The sequence below is a fragment of the Herbidospora sp. RD11066 genome (assembly GCF_054661255.1).
The window spans coordinates 466841-489773 of record NZ_BAAGDO010000003.1; the positions used below are offsets into that span (position 1 = coordinate 466841).

The 22933-nt window shown below is 68.4% G+C and carries 21 protein-coding genes; 8 read left to right on the forward strand and 13 right to left on the reverse strand.

Features of this window, described 5'->3' with window-relative positions:
• Nucleotides 1-8 precede the first annotated feature (8 nt).
• Nucleotides 9-443 carry a MarR family winged helix-turn-helix transcriptional regulator gene (locus ACYQ78_RS13655; protein WP_459801178.1) on the reverse strand — a complete coding sequence of 145 codons (435 nt, stop codon included), beginning with the start codon at nucleotides 441-443 and terminating at the stop codon, nucleotides 9-11.
• A 66-nt stretch (nucleotides 444-509) separates the two neighbouring features.
• Between ACYQ78_RS13655 and ACYQ78_RS13660 the strand changes: the two genes are divergently transcribed.
• Nucleotides 510-686, forward strand: a complete 177-nt coding sequence (locus ACYQ78_RS13660) for a hypothetical protein (protein ID WP_459801179.1) — start codon at nucleotides 510-512, stop codon at nucleotides 684-686.
• A 14-nt stretch (nucleotides 687-700) separates the two neighbouring features.
• Here ACYQ78_RS13660 and ACYQ78_RS13665 read toward each other — a convergent pair whose 3' ends face one another.
• Genes ACYQ78_RS13665 through ACYQ78_RS13680 form a run of 4 tightly spaced genes read right to left on the reverse strand, consistent with a single transcriptional unit; the run spans nucleotide 701 to nucleotide 4243 of the window.
• Entirely contained in the window at nucleotides 701-1531 is an 831-nt protein-coding gene (locus tag ACYQ78_RS13665) for an undecaprenyl-diphosphate phosphatase (protein WP_459801180.1), read from the reverse strand.
• Nucleotides 1532-1580: 49 nt separating this feature from the next.
• Nucleotides 1581-1925: a spore germination protein GerW family protein gene (locus ACYQ78_RS13670; RefSeq protein ID WP_459801181.1), complete on the reverse strand. Its 345-nt coding sequence runs from the start codon at nucleotides 1923-1925 to the stop codon at nucleotides 1581-1583.
• 1 nt (nucleotide 1926) lies between these two features.
• On the reverse strand, nucleotides 1927-3471 hold the full coding sequence (locus ACYQ78_RS13675) for an FAD-dependent oxidoreductase (protein ID WP_459801182.1): 1545 nt from the start codon (nucleotides 3469-3471) through the stop codon (nucleotides 1927-1929).
• Nucleotides 3458-4243 carry an alpha/beta fold hydrolase gene (locus ACYQ78_RS13680; protein WP_459801183.1) on the reverse strand — a complete coding sequence of 262 codons (786 nt, stop codon included), beginning with the start codon at nucleotides 4241-4243 and terminating at the stop codon, nucleotides 3458-3460. The genes ACYQ78_RS13675 and ACYQ78_RS13680 overlap by 14 nt, the downstream gene beginning before the upstream one ends.
• A gap of 209 nt (nucleotides 4244-4452) precedes the next feature.
• Here ACYQ78_RS13680 and ACYQ78_RS13685 point away from each other — a divergent pair, with 209 nt between their 5' ends.
• The 4 genes from ACYQ78_RS13685 to ACYQ78_RS13700 all read left to right on the forward strand — a co-directional run bounded on the left by ACYQ78_RS13685 (nucleotide 4453) and on the right by ACYQ78_RS13700 (nucleotide 9485).
• Nucleotides 4453-5751 carry a M23 family metallopeptidase gene (locus tag ACYQ78_RS13685; protein WP_459801184.1) on the forward strand — a complete coding sequence of 433 codons (1299 nt, stop codon included), beginning with the start codon at nucleotides 4453-4455 and terminating at the stop codon, nucleotides 5749-5751.
• 9 nt (nucleotides 5752-5760) lie between these two features.
• The gene (locus tag ACYQ78_RS13690; RefSeq protein WP_459801185.1) at nucleotides 5761-7059 is read left to right on the forward strand and encodes a hypothetical protein; all 1299 of its coding nucleotides are present in this window, start codon (nucleotides 5761-5763) and stop codon (nucleotides 7057-7059) included.
• Nucleotides 7060-7180: 121 nt separating this feature from the next.
• A complete protein-coding gene (locus tag ACYQ78_RS13695; protein ID WP_459801186.1) occupies nucleotides 7181-9079 on the forward strand; it encodes an AfsR/SARP family transcriptional regulator in 1899 nt (632 codons plus the stop codon).
• 43 nt (nucleotides 9080-9122) lie between these two features.
• Nucleotides 9123-9485 (forward strand): VOC family protein, encoded by a 363-nt coding sequence (locus ACYQ78_RS13700; protein WP_459801187.1) that lies wholly within the window; start codon nucleotides 9123-9125, stop codon nucleotides 9483-9485.
• A gap of 52 nt (nucleotides 9486-9537) precedes the next feature.
• Here the strand turns inward: ACYQ78_RS13700 and ACYQ78_RS13705 are convergent, their stop codons facing one another.
• A complete protein-coding gene (locus tag ACYQ78_RS13705; protein WP_459801188.1) occupies nucleotides 9538-10233 on the reverse strand; it encodes a hypothetical protein in 696 nt (231 codons plus the stop codon).
• Between the two features lie 167 nt (nucleotides 10234-10400).
• Nucleotides 10401-11372 (reverse strand): helix-turn-helix transcriptional regulator, encoded by a 972-nt coding sequence (locus ACYQ78_RS13710; protein ID WP_459801189.1) that lies wholly within the window; start codon nucleotides 11370-11372, stop codon nucleotides 10401-10403.
• A 90-nt stretch (nucleotides 11373-11462) separates the two neighbouring features.
• Here ACYQ78_RS13710 and ACYQ78_RS13715 point away from each other — a divergent pair, with 90 nt between their 5' ends.
• On the forward strand, nucleotides 11463-12068 hold the full coding sequence (locus tag ACYQ78_RS13715; RefSeq protein ID WP_459801190.1) for a TIGR03086 family metal-binding protein: 606 nt from the start codon (nucleotides 11463-11465) through the stop codon (nucleotides 12066-12068).
• A 194-nt stretch (nucleotides 12069-12262) separates the two neighbouring features.
• Nucleotides 12263-14419 carry a beta-L-arabinofuranosidase domain-containing protein gene (locus ACYQ78_RS13720; RefSeq protein WP_459801191.1) on the forward strand — a complete coding sequence of 719 codons (2157 nt, stop codon included), beginning with the start codon at nucleotides 12263-12265 and terminating at the stop codon, nucleotides 14417-14419.
• Here the strand turns inward: ACYQ78_RS13720 and ACYQ78_RS13725 are convergent.
• A complete protein-coding gene (locus tag ACYQ78_RS13725; RefSeq protein ID WP_459801192.1) occupies nucleotides 14416-15006 on the reverse strand; it encodes a TetR/AcrR family transcriptional regulator in 591 nt (196 codons plus the stop codon). The two genes, ACYQ78_RS13720 and ACYQ78_RS13725, sit on opposite strands and share 4 nt — an antisense overlap.
• A 103-nt stretch (nucleotides 15007-15109) precedes the next feature.
• On the opposite strand from ACYQ78_RS13725, the gene ACYQ78_RS13730 reads away from it, so the two are divergent.
• On the forward strand, nucleotides 15110-15673 hold the full coding sequence (locus ACYQ78_RS13730; RefSeq protein ID WP_459801193.1) for a hypothetical protein: 564 nt from the start codon (nucleotides 15110-15112) through the stop codon (nucleotides 15671-15673).
• Between the two features lie 6 nt (nucleotides 15674-15679).
• On the opposite strand, the gene ACYQ78_RS13735 is transcribed toward ACYQ78_RS13730, so the two are convergent.
• The 5 genes from ACYQ78_RS13735 to cas7e form a co-directional block, all read right to left on the reverse strand.
• On the reverse strand, nucleotides 15680-16402 hold the full coding sequence (locus ACYQ78_RS13735) for a GAF domain-containing protein (protein WP_459801194.1): 723 nt from the start codon (nucleotides 16400-16402) through the stop codon (nucleotides 15680-15682).
• 170 nt (nucleotides 16403-16572) lie between these two features.
• Entirely contained in the window at nucleotides 16573-17952 is a 1380-nt protein-coding gene (locus tag ACYQ78_RS13740) for an ATP-binding protein (protein WP_459801195.1), read from the reverse strand.
• 2335 nt (nucleotides 17953-20287) lie between these two features.
• Nucleotides 20288-20992: a type I-E CRISPR-associated protein Cas6/Cse3/CasE gene (gene cas6e / locus ACYQ78_RS13745; RefSeq protein ID WP_459801196.1), complete on the reverse strand. Its 705-nt coding sequence runs from the start codon at nucleotides 20990-20992 to the stop codon at nucleotides 20288-20290.
• A complete protein-coding gene (gene cas5e, locus ACYQ78_RS13750; protein WP_459801197.1) occupies nucleotides 20967-21734 on the reverse strand; it encodes a type I-E CRISPR-associated protein Cas5/CasD in 768 nt (255 codons plus the stop codon). Before cas5e ends, cas6e begins: the two co-directional genes overlap by 26 nt.
• Before the next feature lie 6 nt (nucleotides 21735-21740).
• Nucleotides 21741-22919 (reverse strand): type I-E CRISPR-associated protein Cas7/Cse4/CasC, encoded by a 1179-nt coding sequence (gene cas7e / locus ACYQ78_RS13755; protein ID WP_459801198.1) that lies wholly within the window; start codon nucleotides 22917-22919, stop codon nucleotides 21741-21743.
• Nucleotides 22920-22933 lie beyond the last annotated feature (14 nt).

Sequence of the window (22933 nt, forward strand, 5' to 3'; positions counted from 1 at the left end):
CGAGTGTGTCATCGCGTCGCGGCGGCGATCACCCGGGTCAGCGCCTTGTGAAGGTCCTGCAGCTCGGAGAGGTCCATGCCCAGGCGTTCGACGATCGTGGCCGGGATCTTCTCGGCCTCGGCGCGCAGCGCGCGGCCGGTCTCGGTGAGGGTGACCGCCAGGGAGCGTTCGTCGGTGGCGACCCGCCGCCGCTCGATGAGGCCCGCGGCCTCCAGCCTCTTGAGCAGCGGCGACAGCGTGGCCGGTTCGAGCTGCAGCAGGCCGCTGAGGTCTTTGACCGACAGCGGCGCCCGCTCCCACAGCGCCAGCATCACCAGATATTGCGGATGGGTGAGCCCCATCGGTTCGAGCACCGGCCGGTAGAGCGCGATCACCGACCGCGAGGCCACGGCCAGGGCGAAGCAGACCTGGTTCTCCAGCGACAGCGGATCGATGTCGTCCATATCGCCCATGCTACACTAATGGTTAGTGCACTAATCATTAGTGGCCTACACGGGAGAGGGATGGTCATGGCACGGAAGCCCCTGGAAGAGCGCATCGCCGACCGTCAGGCGAAGCGCCCTCCGATGAAGCAGGACAAGACCTTCGAACACGGCCCGGCGAAGTGGCTGTTCGTCGCCTTCATGGTGTTCGTCGTGGTCATCCACCTCGTGGGGCTGGTCATCGTGATGGCGATGGAGGGCTGAGCCAGCCCTGAGACCTAGCCCTGAGCGGGGATCCAGCCCATGCTCACCGACAGGATGACGAACGCCCCGAGCACGATCCGGTAGATCACGAACGGCGTGAACTTGTGGGTGCTGATGTAGCGCAGGAACCACGCCACCGCCGCGTAACCGACGAAGAACGAGATCACCGTGGCCAGGATGGTCGGCCCCCACGCGGGCGCCTGGCCCTCGCCGATCTCGAACAGCTCCAGCCCGCCCGAGGCGAGCACGGCCGGAATGGCCAGCAGGAACGAATAGCGCGCGGCGTCTTCACGCCGGTAGCCGAGCAGCAGACCCGCCGTCACGGTGCCGCCCGAGCGGGAGACACCGGGGATCAGCGCGAGCGACTGGGCGAAGCCGTAGCCGATGGCGTGGCGGAAGTTCAGGTGGTTCTGCAGCGACAGGGTGTTGCGCGCGGTGTTGTCGGCCCACCACAGGATGAGCGCGAAGACGATCAGGGTGACGCCGACGATCCGCAGGTCGCGGAAGACGCCCTCGATCTGGTCTTTCAGCGCCAGGCCCAGCACGGCGATGGGCAGCGTGCCCGCGATGATGTACCACCCCATGCGGGCGGGGAAGGTGTCGCGCAGGTCCTTGTTGAACAGCGAGCGCGTCCAGGTGGAGATGATCTCCCAGAGCTCTTTGCGGAAGTAGATCAGCACGGCGGCCTCGGTGCCGAGCTGGATGACCGCCGTGAACGCCGCTCCCGGGTCGGGCCAGCCGGCGAAGGCGGAGACGACCCGGATGTGGGCGCTGGAGGAGATCGGCAGGAACTCGGTGAGCCCTTGGATCAGCCCGAGAATGACTGCTTCGAACCAGCCGATCACGGCCGCACCTTCCTCTGTTCAAGTGGGGGAGCGGCCAGGCTAGCGGATCTCAGGAGGCCCGACGGCGACGCAGGATCCTGCCCACGGTGAGGAGCGCGACGACGGCCACGATCTGGCCGCCCAGGATGATCCGGTTGTAGTCGAGGGCCGGGCGCCAGGTCACCTCGCCGTCCTTGATGACGTACACGCCCGTCGGGATCACGCCCACGCCGAAGCCGCCACCCGAGCCCTCGCCGGGCGTGTCGCCCTCGTAGTGGCCGGCCCCCCCGCCGCCTCCCCCGCCGACCCAGGCGGCCGGGATGACCGTGACGCCGTCGATGGTGATCGGCTCGCCGAAGGCACGGCGGATCGTGGTGGTCTCGCGCACCTTGTCGAGGATGTCCGCGACGTTCATGTCAGTCTCCCGCGAGTGCTGTGTGGACGGACGAAACCGCGCTCGCCCCTTCGCCGACGGCCGTGGCCACCCGCTTGGTCGAGCCCGAACGGAGGTCGCCGACCGCGAAGACGCGGGGCGCGCTGGTCTGGAACGGCAGCGACGACTCGGTGCGGACGAATCCGTCGCCGGCCGTGGCCACGCCGGTCAGCCAGCCCGACACCGGGTCGGCGCCCACGAAACAGAACAGCGCCCTGCTGGGCAGCCGCCCCGCCTTGTCGACGACGACCGAGGCCAGGACGTCGTCTCCGGCCAGCTCGACGACCGTGCCGCCCGTGTGCACCCGGATTCCCGGGTGGGCGAGGATCCGGTCGGCCAGGTAGGACGACATGCGCAGCCCGATGTCGTCGCCGCGGATCACCAGGTCGACGCTCGCGCCGTGGGCGACCAGCGACAGCGCCGCCTGCCCGGCCGAGTTGGCGCCGCCGACGACAGTGACCGGCCGGTTCTCGTAGCCCCGCACGTCGGTCTCACCGGCGGCGTAGCGGATGCAGCCGCTCTTCTCGAACCGCGCCCAGCCGGGGATGTCGAGGCGGCGATATTGGGCGCCGGTGGCGGCGATCACCGCGCGGCACGGGATGCGTTCGCCGTCTTCCAGCACGACGACCGGGCGCCGCTCGTCGGTGAGGTCGAGGCCGGTCACCGCGCAGGGGGCGTGGATACGCACACCGAATTTGAGCGCCTGGACCATGGCCAGGCGGGTGAGGTGCAGGCCGCTGACGCCGTCGGGAAAGCCCAGATAGTTCTCGATGCGGGCGCTCTTGGCGGCCTGGCCGCCGATGCCGCTGCGGTCGAGGAGCACGGTGCACAGACCCTCGGACGCCCCGTAGACCGCCGCGGCCAGCCCCGCCGGTCCGGCGCCCACGACGACGAGGTCGACCGGCCGCCCGCCGGGACGATAGGTGAGGCCGAGGGCCTGGGCGAGGGTGCCGGGGGTCGCGCGGCGCAGCAGCGCGCCGTTGACGATCGCGGCCGGGAGGTCGTCGCCGCCCAAGTCGCCGGTCAGGTCGCCGTCGGGAGCGCGGAAGGTGTGCGGGAGGAGCAACTGCTCGGCGTAGGTGCGCAGGGCCAGGGTCTCGGCGGTGTCGGGGTGGCCGACGAGCTCCAGGGCGCCACCGGCCGCCGTCCGGATGACCTCGCGGCGGTCCCGGAAGGCGGCCAGCAGCAGGTCGGCGATGTCGACCTGCTCGTCGAGGGCCCGGCGGAGCCGCTCGGCGCCGATGCGCACCACCGTCCCGGCCGCGACCACCCGGGCGGTCAGGTAGACGTGCTGGCCGGTCAGCAGGCTCAGCTCGCCCAGGAAGTCGCCCGGGCGGGTGCGGTAGATCACGTGGTCGGGTTCGAGGACGATGTCCACTTCCGCCGTCAGGAGCAGGAAGAAGTCGTAGGAGTCGTCGCCGGTGGCGTAGAGGTTCCGGCCCGCCACGACCTCCTCCGCCTCACCGTAGGCGGCGAGGCGGAGGAACTGTTCCTCGTTCAGGACGGGACCGCGTTCAGCGGGCGGCATGTCTGATGAGGTCGGCCATCGCGCTCGGCTGGGAGATCATCGCGACGTGGGAGGCCGCGACCTCGTCGACCTCCGACTTGGCGCGCTTCGCCATGAAGCGCTGGGCGGCGGCGGGCAGCACCTGGTCGTTCTTGGCGACCAGGTAGTAGGAGGGGATGGTCTTCCACGCCGGGGTGCCCGAGGGCTCGCCGAGGGTGCGGGCGTCGGCGGGGCGCTGGGTGGCGTGCATGACCTCGGCGGTCGATTTCGACACGTCGCCCGCGAAGACGTCGCGGAAGAACTCCTTTTTGATGTAACCGTCCACCAGACCCTCCGCATAGGGGCGGAAATCGAGCGCCGCCTCATTGAGTCTGCTTCCGGGGAACTGCGTCTGCAACTGGAGAAGCGACTCGCCCTGGTCGGGGACGAATGCGGCGACGTACACCAGGGCCTTGACGTTGGGATTGCCGGCGGCGGCGTTGGTGATCACGATTCCGCCGTACGAGTGGGCGGCCAGCACGATCGGACCGCTCAGGGTCGCCAGGACGCTCGCCAGGTAGGCGGAGTCGGAGGACACACTGCGCAACGGGTTGGCCGGGGCGATGACCGGGTAACCGTCGCGGATGAGCTTGGTGGCGACGGCGTTCCAGCCCGAGGCGTCGGCGAACGCGCCGTGCACCAGGACCACGGTCGGCTTCGGCTTCGATTGCGCCCGGGCCCCGGACGTCCCCAGCAGGGCACCGGTCGCAAGCGCGGCTGAACCGGCCAGAACCGCTCGGCGAGTCGTCGTCATGACATGAACCTTTCAACGTGTGGTTTCCACGTTGATTTAAATCCCGGCGACTTGACGATCACTGAACCGTCTATTCACTCGCGATAAAGTCGGCCGTTTTAATCTCCGTTCATAAATGGTCACGACAAGACCAATTGCAGCGGCGTTGGAGCCCGGTTACAGCGTCGTAGAACAGGCTTCCGGCCAGGAACTCCCTGGAAGGAAGCCTCGTGATCAGATCCACGGTCCTACGGATACTTTCGGCCGCAGCGCTCCTCGCCACCTCCGGCGTGGTCGTCGCCGCCACCCCCGCGCTGGCCGCGGCCCCGAACCTGCAACTGCCCTTCCCCTGTGGTCAGCAGTGGCGGCTGGACACCTGGGCGCACGCCCCCGCGCTCGACATGGTGAAGGAGCCCGACCAGTCGGGCACCGACGGCGCCACCCTGATCGCGCCCGCCGCGGGCACGGTGAAGCAGTCGTTCTTCCACAGCAACGCCGGCAACATGATCCAGATCGACCACGGCGGCGGCTACTTCACCACCTACATCCACCTGCAGTCGCGCTCGGTCTCGGTCGGCACCCGGGTCACCCAGGGCCAGACGATCGGCCGGGTCGGCGCGACGGGGCCGACCTCCAACGGCCATCCCCACCTGCACTTCGAGCTCGGTTTCGACGCCAACGGCGACGGCTCGGCGAGCTGGGGCACCGCGAACTCCGAGCGGGTGCGGCCCACCTTCAACGGCGTCACCTACGGCGGCGGCAACAACCAGACCAGCCGCAACGTGACCAGCAACAACTGCGGCGGCGGCATGACGGGGCAGACCAGCGTCTACGGCGCGCTGTCGGACGGCCGCCTCACCTACACCGCCATCGACGCCGCGACCAACCGCCGCACCCACGGCGCGGTCACCTCCAGCGCCACCCTGGGCTTCACGCCGAAGGCGATGGCCACGCTCAACTTCAACACCATCCTGATCACCGACACGAGCGGCAAGCTCTACCGGGTCGACGTCATCACCAACAGCAACAGCCTGGTGTTCAACCCGCCGGTTCTCCTGGCGAGTTCCGGCTGGACCCACGACCTGCTCGCCTTCGACGGCGGAAGGTTGTTCGGTATCGCCGGCGGGACACTGCGCCGCTACGTCATCAACGCCGCCAAGCCCGCCATCGGCAACATCACGTCGAACACGCTCATCGACAGCGGCTTCACGCTGAAGACCCTCACCGCGACCGCGCCCAACTGGATCCTCGGGACGACCACGGGTGGCGAGCTGATCTCGTACAAGATCAATGGAGCCGGTTCGTGGGACCGGTACGAGCTGCGCAGCTCGACCTGGCAGGTCTTCGACCACCTGCTCTCCCCCGGCGGCGGCTACTACCTGGGCCACCACCGCGACGGCTCGATGACCGCCTACGGCGACGCCAACCCGACCGACGGCAACGGAAGCGACATCTCGAGCCGCGCCCAGGTCGACTCCGGCGGCTGGACCCAGACCCTCCTGTCGGCCTGGCCCGGCACCGTCTCCTAGGACCCCACGTTGAAGATCACTCTCGCCACGGCCCTGACCGTCGTCGCACTCGGCCTGACCGCCCAGCCCGCGGCCGCCATGCCCGAGCCGCAGCCCCCGGTGCAGCTGCTCGCCGCCTACCAGACCGCGACCTGCGGAACCGTCATCTCGGCCGACACGACCGTGGCCAACCAGCTCAACGGCACGTTGCAGAACAAGATGCGCGGCTACATGTCCGCCTACCGGGTGTCGTGCGCCCGCGCGGTGGTCAACGCGGTGCAGGCGCGCGGCCTCGACCAGCGCGCGGCCGTGATCGCCATCGCCACGGTCATCGTGGAGACCAGCCTCCAGAACATCAGCGAGGAGGTCGACCACGACAGCCTCGGCCTGTTCCAGCAGCGTGCCTCCTGGGGCACCGCCGCCCAGCGGCTGAACCCGGCGTGGGCCACCAACGCCTTCCTCGACAAGATGGTGCGCCTCTACCCGAACAACTCGTGGCGGACCGCGCCGGTGGGCGAGGTGGCGCAGGCCGTGCAGGTCTCGGCCTATCCCGACCGCTACCAGGTCGAGGCCAACGACGCCCAGAAGATCGTCAACGCCCTCAGCGGGCCGAGCGGGCAGGCCAGCGTCTACGGCGTGCTGTCGGACGGCCGCCTCACCTACACCGCCATCGACGCCGCCACCAACCGCCGCACCCACGGCGCCGTGACGTCGACCGCGGCCCTGGGCTTCACGCCGAAGGCGATGGCCACGCTCAACTTCAACACCATCCTGATCACCGACACGAGCGGCAAGCTCTACCGCGTGGACGTCATCACCAACAGCAACAGCCTGGTGTTCAACCCGCCGGTGCTGCTCGCGAGTTCGGGCTGGACCCACGACCTGCTCGCCTTCGACGGCGGCCGCCTGTTCGGCATCGCCGACGGCTCCCTGCGGCGGTACGTCATCAACGCCGCCAAGCCCGCCATCGGCAACATCACGTCGAACACGTTCATCGGCTCCGGATTCACGCTGAAGACGCTGACGGCGACCGCTCCCCACTGGATCCTCGGGACGACCACGGGTGGGCAGCTGATCTCGTACAAGATCAATGGAGCCGGGGCGTGCGACCGCCACGAGCTGCGCAGCACGACCTGGCAGGTCTTCGACCACCTGCTGTCGCCCGGCGGCGGCTACTACCTGGGCCACCACCGCGACGGCTCGATGATCGCCTACTCGGACGCCAACCCGACCGACGGCAACGGGAGCGACCTCACCGGCCGGCCCGCCGTCGACACCGGCGGCTGGACGCAACCGCTCCTGTCGGCCTGGCCCGGCACCGTCACCTGATCGAAGCCCCGGGGCCACCCGGGGCTTCACTATTTGTGCCGACCTCCGGCGTTTTCTTTGGCCCCGAGGTTACCGACGCGTAGGGTCACCGGCGAGATCACCCAAGCCTTCGGGAGTAGCCATGGACTTACGTCTGCTGGGCCCGGTGGAAGTACACGACCGGGGGTGCCTGGTGCCCCTCGGCGGCATCAAACCGAAGACACTGCTCGCCGCGTTGTTGCTGGACACAGGGCGGATCGTCACCGTCGAACGGCTCCTTGCGGCCGTCTGGCAGGACGATCCGCCCTCGACCGCGCGCGGGATATTGCAGACCTACATCGCCTCGCTGCGCCGCGCGTTCAGCGAGGCGGGACTACCCACGGTCATCGTCTCCCGGCAGGGCGGCTACCTCGCCCAGACCCCTCCGGACACCCTCGACAAGGCGGTGTTCGAGCGGCTGGTGGCCGAAGCGCGCCGGGCCGCCCGCGAGGGCGGTCACCGCGAGGCGGCCGGGACGTTCCGCGCCGCGCTCGCCCTGTGGCGCGGCCCGGCCCTGGGCGACACCTCCCTGAGCACGGAGACCGACCGGCTGGAGTCGGTGCGGCTCGGCGTCGTCGAGGAACGCGTCGCCGCGGATCTGGCGGCCGGATACGACGACGGCCTCGTCGACGAACTCACCGAACTCGTCGAGGCCCACCCCGCCAGAGAGCGGCTCCGCAGCCACCTCATGGTCGCCCTCTACCGGTCGGGCCGGCAGTCGGACGCCCTCTCGGTCTACCAGCGGGGCCGCCAGGCGCTGGTGGACGAACTCGGCATCGAGCCCGGCCCGGAACTGCGCCGCACCCACGAGTCGATCCTGCGGTCGGACCAGACGCTCCTCGCCGTGGCCACCACGCCCCCGCCCCGCCAGCTGCCGTCGCCGCCGTCCGACTTCACCGGCCGCGACGACGAACTCGCGACGCTGCGCGACCGCTTCACCCGCCCCGGCGCGCTGCCCGTCTCGGTCATCTTCGGCCCCGGCGGCGTCGGCAAGTCGGCCCTGGCGCTGCGCGCCGCCCACGAGATCGCGCACCTCTACCCCGACGGCCAGTTCCACGTCGACCTGCGCGGTACGTCGCCCACCCCCGCCACCTCCCAGGAGGTGCTCACCCGGATCCTGCGGGAACTCGCGCCGGGCGCTCCGCAGCCGGCCACGCTGGAGGAGTCCGCCGCCCGTTTCCGCACCCTGCTGGCCGACCGCCGCAAACTCGTCGTGCTGGAGGACGCCGCGTCGGAACAGCAGGTCAGGCCACTGCTCCCGGGCTCACCCGGCTGCGGCGTGATCGTCACCTCGCGCAACCGCCTGGCCGGACTGGCCGGTGCAACGGTGATCGACCTCGGCCTGCTGCCGGAGGCGTCCGCCGTGGAACTCCTCGGCCGCATCGCCGGCCCGGTCCGCTTCGCCGCCGCACCCGAGGCCGCCCGCCGCATCGTCGAGCACTGCGGCGGCCTCCCCCTCGCCCTGCGGATCGCCGCCACCCGCCTGGCCTCCCGCCCGCACTGGACGGCCGCCCGCCTCGCCGACCGCCTCGCCGACGAACGCCGCCGCCTGGACGAACTGGCCGTCGGCGACCAGGACGTCCGCGCCCGTCTCGCCCTCGGCTACGACCTGCTGCCGCAGACGGCCAGGACCGCGTTGCGGCGGCTGGGCCTGCTCGGCCCGTCCTTCTCCGTGGGCGCCGCCGCGGCGGCCCTCGACACCGACCCCGACGAGGCCGAACGCATCCTCGAAGACCTGGTCGACGCCTCACTCGTGCGGGCGGCCGACACCTACCGGCTGCACGACCTCACCCGGCTGTTCGCCTGGGAACGCGCGCACGCCGAGGAGACCGCCGCCGAGTGCGCCGCCGTGGTCGACCGGGTCGAACGGTCGGGCGAGGCCGTACCGGCCGAACCACCGGCCACGACCCCCCGCCACCCCCGCTTCCGCAAACCGACCACCTTCCGGACGAGAACCCACCGGGACCTCCCCAGCCGGGTCACGGGCGGCATCGACCTGTGATTCCTGCCATGGTCTGGCAGGTATGCCGACCAGGATCGATCCCATGACGACCATCGCGAAACTGATCGCAGTGACCATCGACTGCGCCGACCCGAAATCTCTCGCCGACTTCTACGCGAAGATCCTCGGCTTCGACATCCAGCACACCCAGGACGAATACAGCGCCATCGGCGACGGCACCACGAGCCTCTACTTCCAGCGCATCCCCGAACGCAGGCCCGCGGCGTGGCCCGGTCCGGACAAGCAGTTCCACTTCGACGTACGTGTGCCCGACGTCGACAAGGCGGTGGAGGAGTACCTGGCGCTGGGGGCCACCAAGCCCGACTTCCAGCCGGGCGGCGAGAACTGGACGGTCATCGCCGACCCGGAGGGCCACCTGATCGACGTCTGCCCGGAACGTTCCTGACAGCGCGAAGCCCTTCCGGCACCGGTCCGGAAGGGCTTTCGCATGGGGAGGGTCAGACGCAGACGGCGTAGACCTTGATCTTGGCCCAGTCGCGGTCTTCGAGTTCGAGCCGGACCGACCAGCCGGTGTTGGTGCTGTTGGGCTTGCTCATGGAGACGTTCTTGACGTCTTCGGAGTTGTGGGTGATCTCGTAGCCACCGCCGACGACCTTCTTGCCGGAGTCGCAGGGGGCGGTGACGATCGAGCTGCTGCTGCTGACCTGGGTCTCCGACGTGGTCTTCACCACCGGCGTGATCGTGCCAGCCGCGCCGGGGGCGCCGTCCTTGCCGTTGAGACCGTTGCGGCCGTCCTGACCGTCCTTGCCGTTCTTGCCGTCCTGGCCGTCGGCGCCCTTCGGACCCTGGGGACCGGCGGGGCCGGTCTCACCCTTGGGGCCCTGCGGACCGGCCGCGCCCGTCTCGCCCTTCGGGCCCTGGGGACCGGTCGCACCGGTCTCGCCCTTGACGCCCTGCGGGCCGGCAACGCCGGTCTGCCCCTTCTGGCCGGGCAGGCCGCGGGGGCCCTGCGGGCCGGTGGCGCCGGTCATGCCCTGGAGGCCCGCCGGGCCCTGCGGACCCTGGCCGCCCCAGTTCACCTTGGTCTCAGTGGTCTTGCACTTGGTGGTGGCGTTCACAATGCGCGCGTAGCGGGTCTTCTTGTGGACGCAGGCGTAGATGACGGTGTCAGCAGCCGAAGAAGCGGTCGCCATGCCTCCGACGGCGAAAATCGAACCCGCGAGCGCGCCAACGGTGAGAATCCCGATCGAGCGTCCGCCCGGCAACCTGATAGCCACTGAACTTCCTTCCGTGAAAAGTGGTGCTGAAGATAATCGTGTGGTTGACGGTCGACCGGGGCGCGCGGTGCACACGTCAAACATCACATCTCGATATCGGGCAGGGCCTCGGTATAACGGCGGGCGATGGTGCGAATATGGGCCACCAATTCGGGTGGCCCGTCGACGCGGAAATCCATCATCAGCATGCTCAGATAAATGGCGATGGTTTCCAGGGCGTCGGCGCCGGTGACCAGCACACTCGTCTGAGAATCGACCGCCTCGACGAAACCCACGGCCGGGTTGATCCGGGCGATCACCGTTTCCGCCGGGGCCAGGACGGTGACCCGGGCCTGCACCTTCCAGCCGGTCTGCGCGACCTCACGGAGGACGAACGCGACGAGGTCGTCGTCCGGTAGCGAGCGGGCGGCGAATCGCCGGGACCCGGCGCGGACCTCGCTGAGGCCGGCGACGGGCACCGCCCGCCAGGCGTGGTCGCCGAGGTCGTAGGCGACCAGGAACCAGCGGCGCCGCCAGCTGATCAGCCGGTAGGGCTCCACCTCGGTCTCGACATCGTCGCGGGTGACCATCAGGGTCGCGCCGTCGCGGATCGCGCTCGCGACGACGGTGAGGGTGGCGGCGGGCACCGGGGCGTCCGGTTCGCGGGAGCCGATCGTGGCGGGCCCGACGGCGGTCGCCGACCGGAGCGCGGACACCTTGCGCTGCAGGTGTTTCGGCAGGATCCGCTGGAGTTTGCCGAACGCCCGGGTGAGGCTGACGTCGATGTCGGCGATCCCGGTGGAGCCGTCTTCGGCCAGGCCGATGACCACCGCGACGGCCACCGCCTCATCGTCGTCCAGCAGCAGCGGGGGCATCTTCGCGCCCTGGCCGATGCGGTAGCCGCCGACCGCGCCGCGTGCGGCGTACACGGGATAGCCGAGTTCGCGCAGGCGCTGGATGTCCTGGCGCAGGGTGCGCTCGGTGACGCCGAGCTGTTCGGCCAGCTCACGGCCGGTCTGCGACCGATCCTGCAGCAGGGACAGCAGCCGCAGCACCCTGGTCGTCGTGGGAGCCATCGTGATCGCCGATCTATTAGGAAGGAAAACAGCCTAATTGACCCATAGTTTTGATCTCACAAGCGGAACAGCAAACCGAGAGGCGACATCATGAACGCGACCCCCGCCGTCACGTCCCTGCAGCCGGTCTGGCGTGAGGTGCTGTCCGGCTCGTACAAGGCCCTGGAGCACACCGTCGCGGGCATCCGCGACGACCAGTGGAGCAACGCCACTCCGTGCTCGGACTGGAACGTCACCCAGGTGATCCAGCACGCGGCGGCCGACCAGCTCGCCTACGCGAAGCTGCTCGGCATCGGCAACGGCCCTGCCTATGACCCCTTCACGCCGTCCGGCGCCATCGAGAGCGCCACGGCGGCCGAACTGGTGCGCGACGCCATCGAGCAGACCGCGGCGGCGTGGGCGACGGTGCCCGACGGCACCGAGACCGTCCCGACCCCGCTGCCGCACGGCGACCTGCCCACCCCGATCGCCGCGGTGATGGCCGCCCTCGACGCCGCCGTGCACGCGTGGGACATCGCGATCGCCACCGGCCAGCCGTCGCCGCTCGACGACGAACTCGCGGGCCACCTCCTCACCGCCGCCCGGGAGATCGTCGAGCCGCTGCGCCAGTGGGGCGCCTACGCCGCCGTGGTCGAGGGGCCGGAAGGCCCTGCGACGGACGACCTGCTCCGCTACCTCGGGCGCGTCCCGCGCTAGTCCGTCAAGGGCCCGGGGGAGAAATCCTCCGGGCCCTTGACGAGCTCAATGGGATCGTTAACACTCCCGAAATATGGGCCTGGAATGAAGTATGCAGCCTTCCACCTGAGCCGATGTGACTCTTCACCCTGTACGACGCGTACTCATTTCCGGCAGAAATGTTAACGTTAACATTCCACGGAGAGGACCGTGCAATGACCGCGATCGTGCCCAGACGCGAGGCGCTCCGACTGGCGATGCTGGCCGCCGCCACCCCACCCGCCCTGGCGGCCTTCACCGCACCGGCCCAGGCCGCGGCCGCGTTACCCCAGAACGACCCCCCGGTTCCCGCCAGCTGGATCGTGCGGCCGTTCACCAACAGCCAGGTCACCCTGAGCACGAGCCTGTTCACCGCCAACCGCGACCGGGTCCTGAACTTCCTCAGGAACTACTCGGCCGACCGCATGCTGGCCAACTTCAGGAACAACGCCGGCCTGGACGCCCTGGGCGCCCAGCCCCCCGGCGGCTGGGACGACGCGACCGGCAACCTGCGCGGCCACTACAGCGGCCACTTCCTCAGCGCCCTCGCCCTGGCGTACGCGGGCTCCGGCGACGTGTTCTACAAGAACAAGGTCGACTACATGGTCACCGCGCTCGGCCAGTGCCAGAACGCGCTGGCCGCGAGAGTGGGCCAGCCCGGCGGCCCGAGCCACACCGGCTTCCTGGCCGCCTACCCCGAGACCCAGTTCATCCAGCTGGAGCAGTACACGACCTATCCCACGATCTGGGCGCCCTACTACACCTGCCACATGATCATGCGGGGCCTGCTCGACGCCTACCAGTACGCCGGCAACACGCAGGCCCGCGACATCGTGCTGCGCATGGGCGACTGGGTGTACAGCCGACTGGGCCGCCTGTCCCGCGCCCAGCTCGACCGCATGTGGGCGATCTACATCGCCGGTGAGTACAACGGCATGAACACCGTGATGGCCGACCTCTACGCCCTCACCGGCAAGCCGGAGTATCTGACCACGGCCAAGTGCTTCGACAACACCACGCTCCTGGCGGCCAGCGTCGCCAAGCAGGACACCCTCAACCGGAAACACGCCAACCAGCACATCCCCCAGTTCATCGGCTACGTGTCCCTCTTCGAGCAGAACCAGTCACGCGACTACTTCACCGCCGCCGTGAACTTCTGGGACATGGTCGTACCGCACCGCATCTTCACCGACGGCGGCCTGGCCGGCCCGACCGACAACGGCGAACTCTTCGGCGCCCGCGGCGTCATCGTGGGCACCCTCGGCACGAACAACGCCGAGACCTGCTGCAACTACAACATGCTCAAACTGAGCCGGTCGCTGTTCTTCCACACCGCCGACCCGAAATACATGCAGTACTACGAACGCGCCCTGTACGGCCAGATCCTCGCCTCCCGCCAGAACACCAGCAGCACCTCGAATCCGCAGCTGACGTATTTCATCCCCATGAGGCCGGGCGCGGCCCGCAGTTACGGCAACCTCGGCACGTGCTGCGGCGGCACCGGCCTGGAAAGCCACACGAAATTCCAGGACTCGATCTATTTCCGGTCCGTGGACGGCTCGACGCTGTACGTGAACCTCTACATGGCCTCGCAGCTCACCTGGCCGGAGAAGGGCTTCGTGATCACGCAGGCCACCGACTACCCCACCAACCCGGCGGGGGTGACGACCCTGACGGTGGCGGGCACCGGCCGGCTGGTGGTGAAACTGCGGGTTCCGTACTGGGTGCAGAAGGGTTTCACGGTCCAGGTCAACGGGACGACCCAGCAGCTCACCGCCACGCCGGGCACCTATGTCACGATCGACCGGCAGTGGGCGAGCGGTGACGTCATCAGGATCACGATGCCGTTCTCGCTGCGGATCGAGAAGGCGCTCGACGTGCCGACGACCCAGAGCATCGCCTACGGCCCGGTGCCGATGGTCGCCAAGAGCACCGAGACGACGATGCGCCAGTTCTCCTTCTACCGCGACTTCACCCTGTCCGGGGACCTGGCCCGTGCGGTGACGTCCACCGGAACGATGAGCTTCACGGCGAACGGGCTGCCTCTGGTTCCGCTCTACATCAACAACACCGACCGCTACCACGCCTACTTCCGGCGGGTGGAGACGAACATCGTCTTCGCCCGGATCGACTCCGGCGTGGCGAATCGCGCGCGGGCGGATGGGGTGACGTTCCTCGACGCGTTGTGGAGCAAGGCGCCCTTCGCGAACAAATCACAGTTCGTCTCCGCCGTGACGAGCACCGCGAACGAGTGGGTCACGGCGGGCCTGATGACCTCCGCCCAGAGGACCACGGTGATCTCCACCGCCAACCAGGCCCAAATGGCCGTCTAACCGACGTCGGCGGTATGGGCTTGGAGGAGCCCCTCGATTCCGCGCAGGAAGGTGTCGGTGACCAGCACCGGGTCGAACAGGCACCCGGCGGCCATGGCGCCGTCGCGCAGCATCACGAAATGACGGGCGGCGGGCCCGGCGCCCGCCTCCCGGACCTCGGCCAGCAACTCCGTGACGGTCTCCAGGAACCACTCACGATGGGCGAGCACGGCCTTCCGGACAGGTGACTCGACGTCGGGATATTCGGCGGCGGCGTTGAGGAAGGCGCAGCCCCGGAAGCCGGGCGACTCGATCCCCTGGGCGATGGCCCGGCCGAGGGCCCTCACGGAGTCGGCGGCCGGAAGCCCGGCGCCCACGGCCTGCGCGGCCTGAGCGCGCATGGCCTGGTCGATCTCGTTCAGGTAGGCGAGGACGAGATCTTCCTTGCCGGGAAAGTGCCGGTAGAGGGTGGCCCGCGTCACCTGGGCCTCCGCGACGATGCGATCGATGCCGACGGAGTGGATGCCCTCCATGTAGAAGAGCCGGATGGCCGTGTCGAGCAGCCGGGACCGCGCTTCGGACGGCCGGCCGCCGGTGGGACTGCGCATGCCCCGATCCTAGTAGGTAGAACGTTCGGTCTTGACAGTTTCGAGCTGAATTGCCAGGCTTCGACGAGACAGAACGTTCTGTCTCCCGTCGAGAGGATCCCCCATGAGCGCCATCGCCGCTTCGCCCGGCATCTCCGCGACCGCGTCCGCGCTACGGCGGCTGTACTTCGTCCGGTTCGCGTTCGCCATCGTCTGGGCCCTCGCGATGTTCACGACCGCCTCGGAACTGGGCCCCCTCGCGGTCACCCTGCTCGTGCTCTACCCGCTGTTCGACGTCGCCGCCGCCGTCGTCGACGCCCGCGCGTCACGGGGCACCGGCTCACCCACGCTCCTGTACGTCAACATCGCGATCAGCCTGGCCACCACCGTCGGCGTGGCCGTCGCGAGCGCGTCGGGCATCCCGGCGGTCCTGCGGGTGTGGGGCGCCTGGGCGATCGTGGCCGGGCTGGTCCAGCTGCTCGTGGGGGTCACCCGGCGCACGATGGGCGGCCAGTGGCCGATGATCATCAGCGGCGGCATCTCAGTGCTCGCCGGTGCGTCGTTCATCCTCGCGGCGGGCGCGCCCGGCCCGACCCTGACCAACGCGGCCGGTTACGCCATCCCCGGCGGCGTCTTCTTCCTCATCTCGGCCCTCCGCCTCGGCCGCGCCGCCACGTCGCAAAGGTGACCGGCGTCAGGCGAGCCACGCCTCCACGGCGATGCCGGCCAGGTCGGTGGGGCCGGTGACCAGTTGCGCGACGACCGTGGCGACACGGCCGTCGGAAAGGGTGATCTCCATCACCGCCTCCTGCCCCTGCGCCACCAGGCTCACCGCGGCGTTCTCCATGGCGAGCCGATCACGTTGGGACAGCTCCGGAGGCATGGGCGTGGCGGCTTCGCCCGCCTCCGCCGACTCCAGGAACTGCCTGTACAGGGCCCGCTCGCGAGCGGTGCTCAGGTCGAGCAGGCTCTGTTCGACCTCACGGGCCGTCCGCCGGACCATCTCCGTCATCCGCGTGTCCATCCGCTCGCTCAGAGCGGCGATGGCCACGGCGCCTTCCACCCGCCCGCTGAGCGGGTTGAGCACGGGGGTTCCCACGGCGGCGTACTTCTGGAACTCCTCCCAGAGGTGCTCCTCCCCCAGAACCTGGTAGGTGCGCCCGTCCATCAGAGCCGAACCGATGGCGTTGGTGCCGATGTCCGACTCGGCGTAGCTGAAGCCGGGGAGGACGCCGTGGGCGTCCACCGCCCTCCGCATCGCCGTGTCACCCAGGACGCGCCGGAACAGCACTCCGGACGCGTCGCTCAGGAACATCGCCGAGGGGGTGTCGGCGATGGCGATCTGCACCTGGTCGAGCACGGGCTGGGCCGCGCGGGCCAGGACACTGTCGAGATCCAGGTCGTCGAGCAGGCGCACTTTGACGGCGGCAGGGTTCAGCCCGGCGTCCTGACAACGCCGCCACGAATTCAGGATCGGTAGGCGTACCGCCTTATCCGCAGATTGTCTGCTCAATTCAACTCCAGGGTCTCGCAACATGTCACGATAAATCCGAGTTGCGCGAGTTAATACCTAGGCGGGGTAAAGAATCACGTCCCGGACAATGGGACGCGGAGAACGAAGCGCGCCCCGGTGGGCACCGCGTCCTCGACGTGGAGAGTGCCGCGATGGGCGCGGGCGATGTCGCGGGCGATGGCCAGGCCGAGCCCGGTGCCGCCGCGATCGCGGCTGCGGGCGCTGTCCAGCCGGGTGAAAGGCTGGAAGATGTGCTCGCGTTCCGACGCCCGGACGCCCGGCCCGTCGTCGGTGACGCTGAGCTCCGCGATGTCGCCGGTGCGGCGCACCGCCACCGTGATGCCGCGTGTGGCGTGCCGCTGCGCGTTGTTCAGCAGGTTGTTCAGCACCCGGCAGATCTGAATGTGGACGGCGTCCACCAGCACCCCCGGCTCAAGATCGAGCCGCACCGGGTGAGCATCGCCGATCCGGCGGGCGATGTCGGCCTCGACGAGTTCGGCCAGGTCCACGGCCTCCAGGGCGGTGGGCGGGCGGGCCTCGCTCCCGGCCAGCGAGAGCAGGTCGGTGAGGATGGCCTGGAGCCGGTCGACATCGGTCAGCGCGTGGCGGAGCAGGTCGGCGAGATCGGTCTGATCAGGGTGGAGCTGGGCCTCCTCCAGCTGGATCCGCAGCCCCGCCAGCGGAGTGCGGAGCTCGTGGGAGGCGTCGGCGGTGAACCGCCGCTGGTGGTCGAGCGAATGCCGCAGCGACGTGGTCGCATCCTCGAGTTCGCTGGTGATCGCACGTTCGCGCGTATAGCGGCGGGCGTTGTCGACGCACACCCCCGCGCGGTTGACCAGCTCCTCGGCCAGGGCGAGGTCGTCCTCCTCGAACGTGTTCCTGGCCGCGCAACGGTAGAAACTGACCACCCCGAGCGTCATCCCGCGGGCCCGCATCGGCACCGCCACAAGGGAGTGGATCCCGTGCTCACAGGCTTTCCGGCCCCGTTCGGGATCCTGCGCCAGCCACCCGATGTCGGTGGACAGCACCGGTTCGATCACCGGCTGCCCGGTGGCCATGCTGCGCGCCTGCGGCGTGGACGCGAGCAGCTGGATCGGCGCGTCCACCGGATGCAGACCCGAGCCCTCCCGAATGCCCGCGAGGGCGACCCGGCGAAGCTTCTCGTCGGGGCCGGTGGGCTCCTGTCCCCGCAGCACCCGTTCGTACAGGTCGACCCCGGTGTAGTCGGCGAACCGGGGGACGGCGATCTCGGTCAGTTCTTCGGCGGTCCGGGTCACGTCCAGTGACGTGCCGATGTGGGAACCGGCGTCGCAGAGCAGGTTGAGCCGTTCACGCGCCCGCAGGGCGAGCCGGCCGATTCCCGGCTCGCTCACCGCGAGCAGCCACCGCTCGTTCACGGCGGCCGGTGTGGCCGAAAAGGGGGCGGCGGGCTCCCCGGTATGCGGCTGCGTCACCCTGAACGCCTTGCCGCGCCCATGGTTCGAACTCACCACCTGCGCGCCCTCCGTCCTCTGAACTCACACGTCCGGCGCCAACGTCGGTGCGTTCGTGGGTCAGAAAGCCTTTCTTCCCTTCATGTGTACTCAACATCGACAACTGAGCCCATACCGATTTACCGAATCCATTACGGATCCCAAGCGAATAAAGGGGATTTCTTGGCCGGTGCCCGAGGAGCCAGGGCGTCGCCGGACCCGGTGATCAACAGCCGACCGGACCATGATTCCAAGCGAGGCGGAGAGCGTGGGATTCGAACCCACGAGGAACGTCACCGCCCCTAGCGGTTTTCAAGACTGCCGCCGATCTTAGGCGGGCACCATCATTAACCAGCCACTACGCCCGCCTGAGCAGCAGCGACATCAAGATCATGTCGCAAATGGGGCACGAGCCCAGAGCGCGGCAGCGGTGCAGAGTTTGCCGTGTGCAATGAGCCGTCGGTCCAAGCCTCGCTCACACGGGCATATGGACCAGGTTACTCGCCGCGCCCGATTCACTTCAGCGAGCGCAGTAGAAGGTGTCCGACGCCGCAGACAGCCTCGTATCCAACAGCTCACCCCCACAGACGTGAGAAGCAGACCAGCACTACCTCTGCCGGTGACGCCCAGACCGGTTCGCGCCCCCCACGGGCGTGGGGAGCAGGGGGAGTTCTGGGAGGAGGCCCTGCGACTGACCGGTTCACCCCCACAGGCATGGGGTTCAGGCCCTGTCCGCGCGGTCGCCCCAGTCCTGAAGCGGTTCACCCCCCGGCGTGGGGAGCAGATCACTCTCCCGAACGGAAGGCCATCAGCTCCGGTTCACCCCCACGGGCGTGGGGAGCAGCTCGCCACACACGGGACATAACCTGAGGCGTCCGGTTCACCCCCACGGGCGCGGGGAGCAGCATATATGACCGCATGCATTCCTGTTTAGCGACGGTTCACCCCCACGTGCGTGGGAAGCAGCTGGTCATGGCCGTTATCGTGGCCATCTGGACGGGTTTACCCCCACGGGGCGTGGGGAGCAGTGGGGCGAGCCGCTCGAAACGCAGGGCGGAACCGGTTCACCCCCACGGGCGTGGGGAGCAACTCGTCGTCCATGATGCTCAAAGCCAGTAGCCCGGTTCACCCCCACGGGCATGGGAAGCAGCGTCCACGACGCAAAGCTGATCCACTCGACGTCGGTTCACCCCCACGGGCGTGGGGAGCAGAACGGCGCTCTGTTCGGCAAGCTCAGGCCCAACGGTTCACCCCGCAGGCGTGGGACTGGACGGGCGTCTCGGCGAACATCATCTCCGACACCGGTTCACCCCCACGGGCGTAGGGACTGGGCTGGGGTTCGTGGTGGTGCCGTGGCTCATGAAGGTTTACCCCCACAGGCGTGGGGACTGGCGGGCGGCCAGCTCTCGGACGGTCAGTCCGTCCGGTTCACCTCCACGGGCGTGGGGACTGGCTGCGGGCATGTGTCCAGGTAGATGTCCGGCGCGGTTCACCCCCACGGGCATGGGGACTGGGCTGGCGTCATGGCGCACTGGTCACGGACGGACGGTTCACCCCCATGGGCGGGGGACTGGCGTGTCAACTGCTGTGGGCACCGTTCAGCCTGCGGTTCACCCCCACGGACATAGGGAGCGGAGCTCCGCGTACAGGTCGGCAGCCGTGATCGCCGGTTCACCCCACAGGTGTGCGGAGCAGCGGCGGCGACGGTGGATCGCGGGTGCAAGCGACGGTTCACCCCCACGGGCGTGGGGAGCAGGTCCAGGCGTGAGCGATTATGCGGCAAGGGCGCGGTTCACCCCCACGGGTGTAGGGAGCAGGAGATCATGCGACTCCGCCGCGGAGCCGCCACCGGTACACCCCCACAGGCGTGGAGAGCAGCCCCAGAGCGCGACCCTCCGTCGGGGCCGCGCCGGGTTCACCCCCGAGCATGGGGAGCAGCCCGTCGAGCTAGACGTGGTACGGCCGAATGACGGTTCACCCCAGCGGCTCGCCCCACATTGGACTCAGTCCTCGTGCGTCAGCTGTACGACTTTCTTCGCGGAGGCAGGAGCTAGGCGAAATTTGGGTTCTCTCTTGAATTTTCAAGATCCACCCTCATGAGAGTAGAGACCAGAACTGACTGAGTCGGTCAATGCGGCCTTGTTGGTCCGCCCCGAGCCTTTGGGCCACGTCGATCAGACGGTCAGCCCGTCGCTGGGGGCGAGTTCACCGTTTCGGCATGGGAATGGATTACGTTTCTATGGGAGTCACACGTGAAGCCTGCTTTTGCCTGCATGGGTGCATTTAGCAGACGGGCCCGACAGCCCGGCGCAGCATTTCAGGCCTTAGGCGGGGCAAGGCTGATCAAGCCGCAACCGTAGGCTTTGGCTCGGCCAATGCCTTCGCCGAGAGCCTTGGCGAATTGCACCGAGTCAGTGACGATGAGGTGGCCGTCGTAGCGGACCTGATCGATCACGATGCGGTTGATACGGCTCTCGACCTGCGACTGCCCTTGAGTCCGGAACGCCGGATAGGGCGCGAGATCGGGTCGGCCGTTCCTGCCAGCAGGAACCACGAAGCCGCATCGTTCTCCTTGGCGGATCAGCCATTCGACCTGTTGCTGTGGTGCGTGGAGGACGACGTGACGAGGCTGGTCCCGTTTACCAGCCTGAGCTCGTTCGAGTTGCTGCTTCTCGTCTCTTTTGACGGCCCGAGTGGGGTTGGCGACTAGGCGAAACGCGAACTTGTTGCCGCCCGTGATGGCATCGAACACGGTGGCTATGTCCCGCACCTGGTGGGGTTCGGTGAGGTAGTAGTTCGGCAGGGACGACCAGCTCGGCTGGGTGCGACTCTGGACGTACAGCCGAAATCCTTGGTCGTTCTGCTCCAGCCGCCAGAGCACTCCGTGGGCTTGCCTGGCTGGGACGTCGCCTTCGACATCGGGGAAAGCCGACATCACCGTGCGGTGCATCTCATGGATGTCGGCATAGTCGCGGCGGAAATGTCGCGAGGTCGGATCAATGGTGAGCTTGCTCAGGAACACTGCCTTCTCCTGCTGCGATCAATTCCTGGGTGAGGGGCACGTGTCCGCGGAGCACCGAGCGGACGGCGAATTCCCGGCCGCCACGGACGAAGGACACGGGTTGGTCGTGGCGCGGCTCCGCTCCCTCTGCGGAGGATTCACAGTCGATCATGGTACGTAGCGTGCTGGTCTCGCCTTTGCCAATGGCAGTGAGTTCACGCTCGTGCGCCACGGGCCGGGTTTCCAGCCAGGGATGCCGTTGTAGGACGGTCTCCAGCGGATGTGCCTGTAGGCCAGCGCCAGCGCGGAGTTTTTGGTCGACACCGTTGGTGATCAGTGGTCGTGTGGGGATGAATGCCCGGCGCCCGAGGCAAAGTGGCCAGTGAGGGCGCTGGATGGCATCCGCAGCTTGGGCCAGCAGATCACTGTCGCCGGTGAGGACGACGAGGAAGAGCGCATCGGACAGGTAATAGCGCTGGCTGACGACAGTGCGGTGGCCAGTCCCTGCGGTGGTGGGGACGTTCTGCGTGGTGTGGTAGTCACGCTCGAGAATTCCTTCGCGATCGACGCGTACGCCCATCCGCAGGGCAGCCAGGTCGCGCAGGCTCTCGGTGTCCTCGCGAGGGACGCCCATCGCGGCACAGAGCAGGCCGACGACGCCAGATTTGGTGGGCTCGGTTGTTGTGTCGCGGGTAGTGAAGCGTGACCTGATGCCCCACGATTGCATGGGTGCGTCCAGGCTGAGTGCCAGGCTGAGCGTCATCGTCGGTCAGACCTTGGCCGCCGACAGGATGCGGCTGGTGAACGCCTCAAGCGAGGCCGCCCGCTCGCTCTCGGGCAGGCCGTCCAGGGTGCCGGTCACGGAGGCTGCGGTCACCGCGGTGATGTCGTTACCACCGTAAAACTGGCGGAGCTGAGCCAAGTGCTCCACCAGGCGACTAGTGGAAAGGGTCATGAGGTCGTTACCGGATACCGGGCGCAGGAACGCGTTGGCGAGATTCCACGCCCCTCGCTGACGGACCACGCCGATGAGGGTGTCGGGCAGGGTGAGGGCCGCCATGGAGTTCTGCTTGCCGCTGGGGACAGCGTGGATGAAGGCATACAACCAGGTCCGGGCTGTACGGGTGACCAGGTCGGCGTCGTTGCCAAGGTTACGGGCAAGCTGGTCTAGGTCGAGGTTGATGTAGCGGTAGTAGCAGGCGCTGTTGAAGTCGACGGTGCCGATCATGTCCGCGCCGGACTGGTCCTGCGGCTTGAGGTCGTCTACTGCGGTGTAGTAGTCGAACTCGTTGACGACCGCGTGAGTGGACAGGGCATGGGCGACCTGGGACGCCGCGTCAACGCTGAAATCTTTGTTATCGGCGATCATGCGGCCGAACAGGGCCACGTCGGCGACCTTGGCGGCGTCCAGGATGCGTTTCGCCTCGGCCAGGTCGTTCTTGGAGGGCTTGATCTTCTTGGCCTTACCGCCGGCGGCTTCGTCGGTGCCGTCATCGTCTGTGGTTTTCTGCTTGGCGCGGGCTTTCGCCCTTTCAGCTGCGGCGTGCTCAAGCCGATCCCATTCGCGCTGGCAGAAGTCGGCCAGGAGTTCGCACGCCTGGCGGCCTACGAAGAGCAGGTACTGAGTGAGCCGGGTGTTGGGGTCCACTCCGAATCCGAGTGCTTCCAGTCCACAGATCACGACGTTGTTGGCGGTCTCCGGATCGCGGCCGTGTTGTGTCGTGAGGATCTCGACCGCGTTCTCCTGCAGCCGCTTGGTGCGCACTCCAGTTTCGTCGCGGCTCAGGCCGTACTCGTTGAAAGTCTGGCGGGCCGCCCGCTTGAGGCTTTGGCTGGAGATCCGGCCTCGCGTGACGCCCCCAAAGGTCGCCGTCTTGGGCTGCCCCGTGTCATCACGGTTGAGGTTACTGACGGGGAACGACTGCAGGAGATGGAGTTCAATGATCACAGGATGCTCCGTGA

Excerpts from the sequence above, each read along its gene's own strand:
- ACYQ78_RS13655 (WP_459801178.1), bottom strand. The coding sequence starts at position 443 with ATGGACGACATCGATCCGCTGTCGCTGGAGAACCAGGTCTGCTTCGCC.
- ACYQ78_RS13660 (WP_459801179.1), top strand. The coding sequence starts at position 510 with ATGGCACGGAAGCCCCTGGAAGAGCGCATCGCCGACCGTCAGGCGAAG.
- ACYQ78_RS13670 (WP_459801181.1), bottom strand. The coding sequence starts at position 1,925 with ATGAACGTCGCGGACATCCTCGACAAGGTGCGCGAGACCACCACGATC.
- ACYQ78_RS13675 (WP_459801182.1), bottom strand. The coding sequence starts at position 3,471 with ATGCCGCCCGCTGAACGCGGTCCCGTCCTGAACGAGGAACAGTTCCTC.
- ACYQ78_RS13680 (WP_459801183.1), bottom strand. The coding sequence starts at position 4,243 with ATGACGACGACTCGCCGAGCGGTTCTGGCCGGTTCAGCCGCGCTTGCG.
- ACYQ78_RS13695 (WP_459801186.1), top strand. The coding sequence starts at position 7,181 with ATGGACTTACGTCTGCTGGGCCCGGTGGAAGTACACGACCGGGGGTGC.
- ACYQ78_RS13700 (WP_459801187.1), top strand. The coding sequence starts at position 9,123 with ATGACGACCATCGCGAAACTGATCGCAGTGACCATCGACTGCGCCGAC.
- ACYQ78_RS13705 (WP_459801188.1), bottom strand. The coding sequence starts at position 10,233 with ATGGCGACCGCTTCTTCGGCTGCTGACACCGTCATCTACGCCTGCGTC.
- ACYQ78_RS13710 (WP_459801189.1), bottom strand. The coding sequence starts at position 11,372 with ATGGCTCCCACGACGACCAGGGTGCTGCGGCTGCTGTCCCTGCTGCAG.
- ACYQ78_RS13715 (WP_459801190.1), top strand. The coding sequence starts at position 11,463 with ATGAACGCGACCCCCGCCGTCACGTCCCTGCAGCCGGTCTGGCGTGAG.
- ACYQ78_RS13720 (WP_459801191.1), top strand. The coding sequence starts at position 12,263 with ATGACCGCGATCGTGCCCAGACGCGAGGCGCTCCGACTGGCGATGCTG.
- ACYQ78_RS13725 (WP_459801192.1), bottom strand. The coding sequence starts at position 15,006 with ATGCGCAGTCCCACCGGCGGCCGGCCGTCCGAAGCGCGGTCCCGGCTG.
- ACYQ78_RS13730 (WP_459801193.1), top strand. The coding sequence starts at position 15,110 with ATGAGCGCCATCGCCGCTTCGCCCGGCATCTCCGCGACCGCGTCCGCG.
- cas5e (WP_459801197.1), bottom strand. The coding sequence starts at position 21,734 with ATGACGCTCAGCCTGGCACTCAGCCTGGACGCACCCATGCAATCGTGG.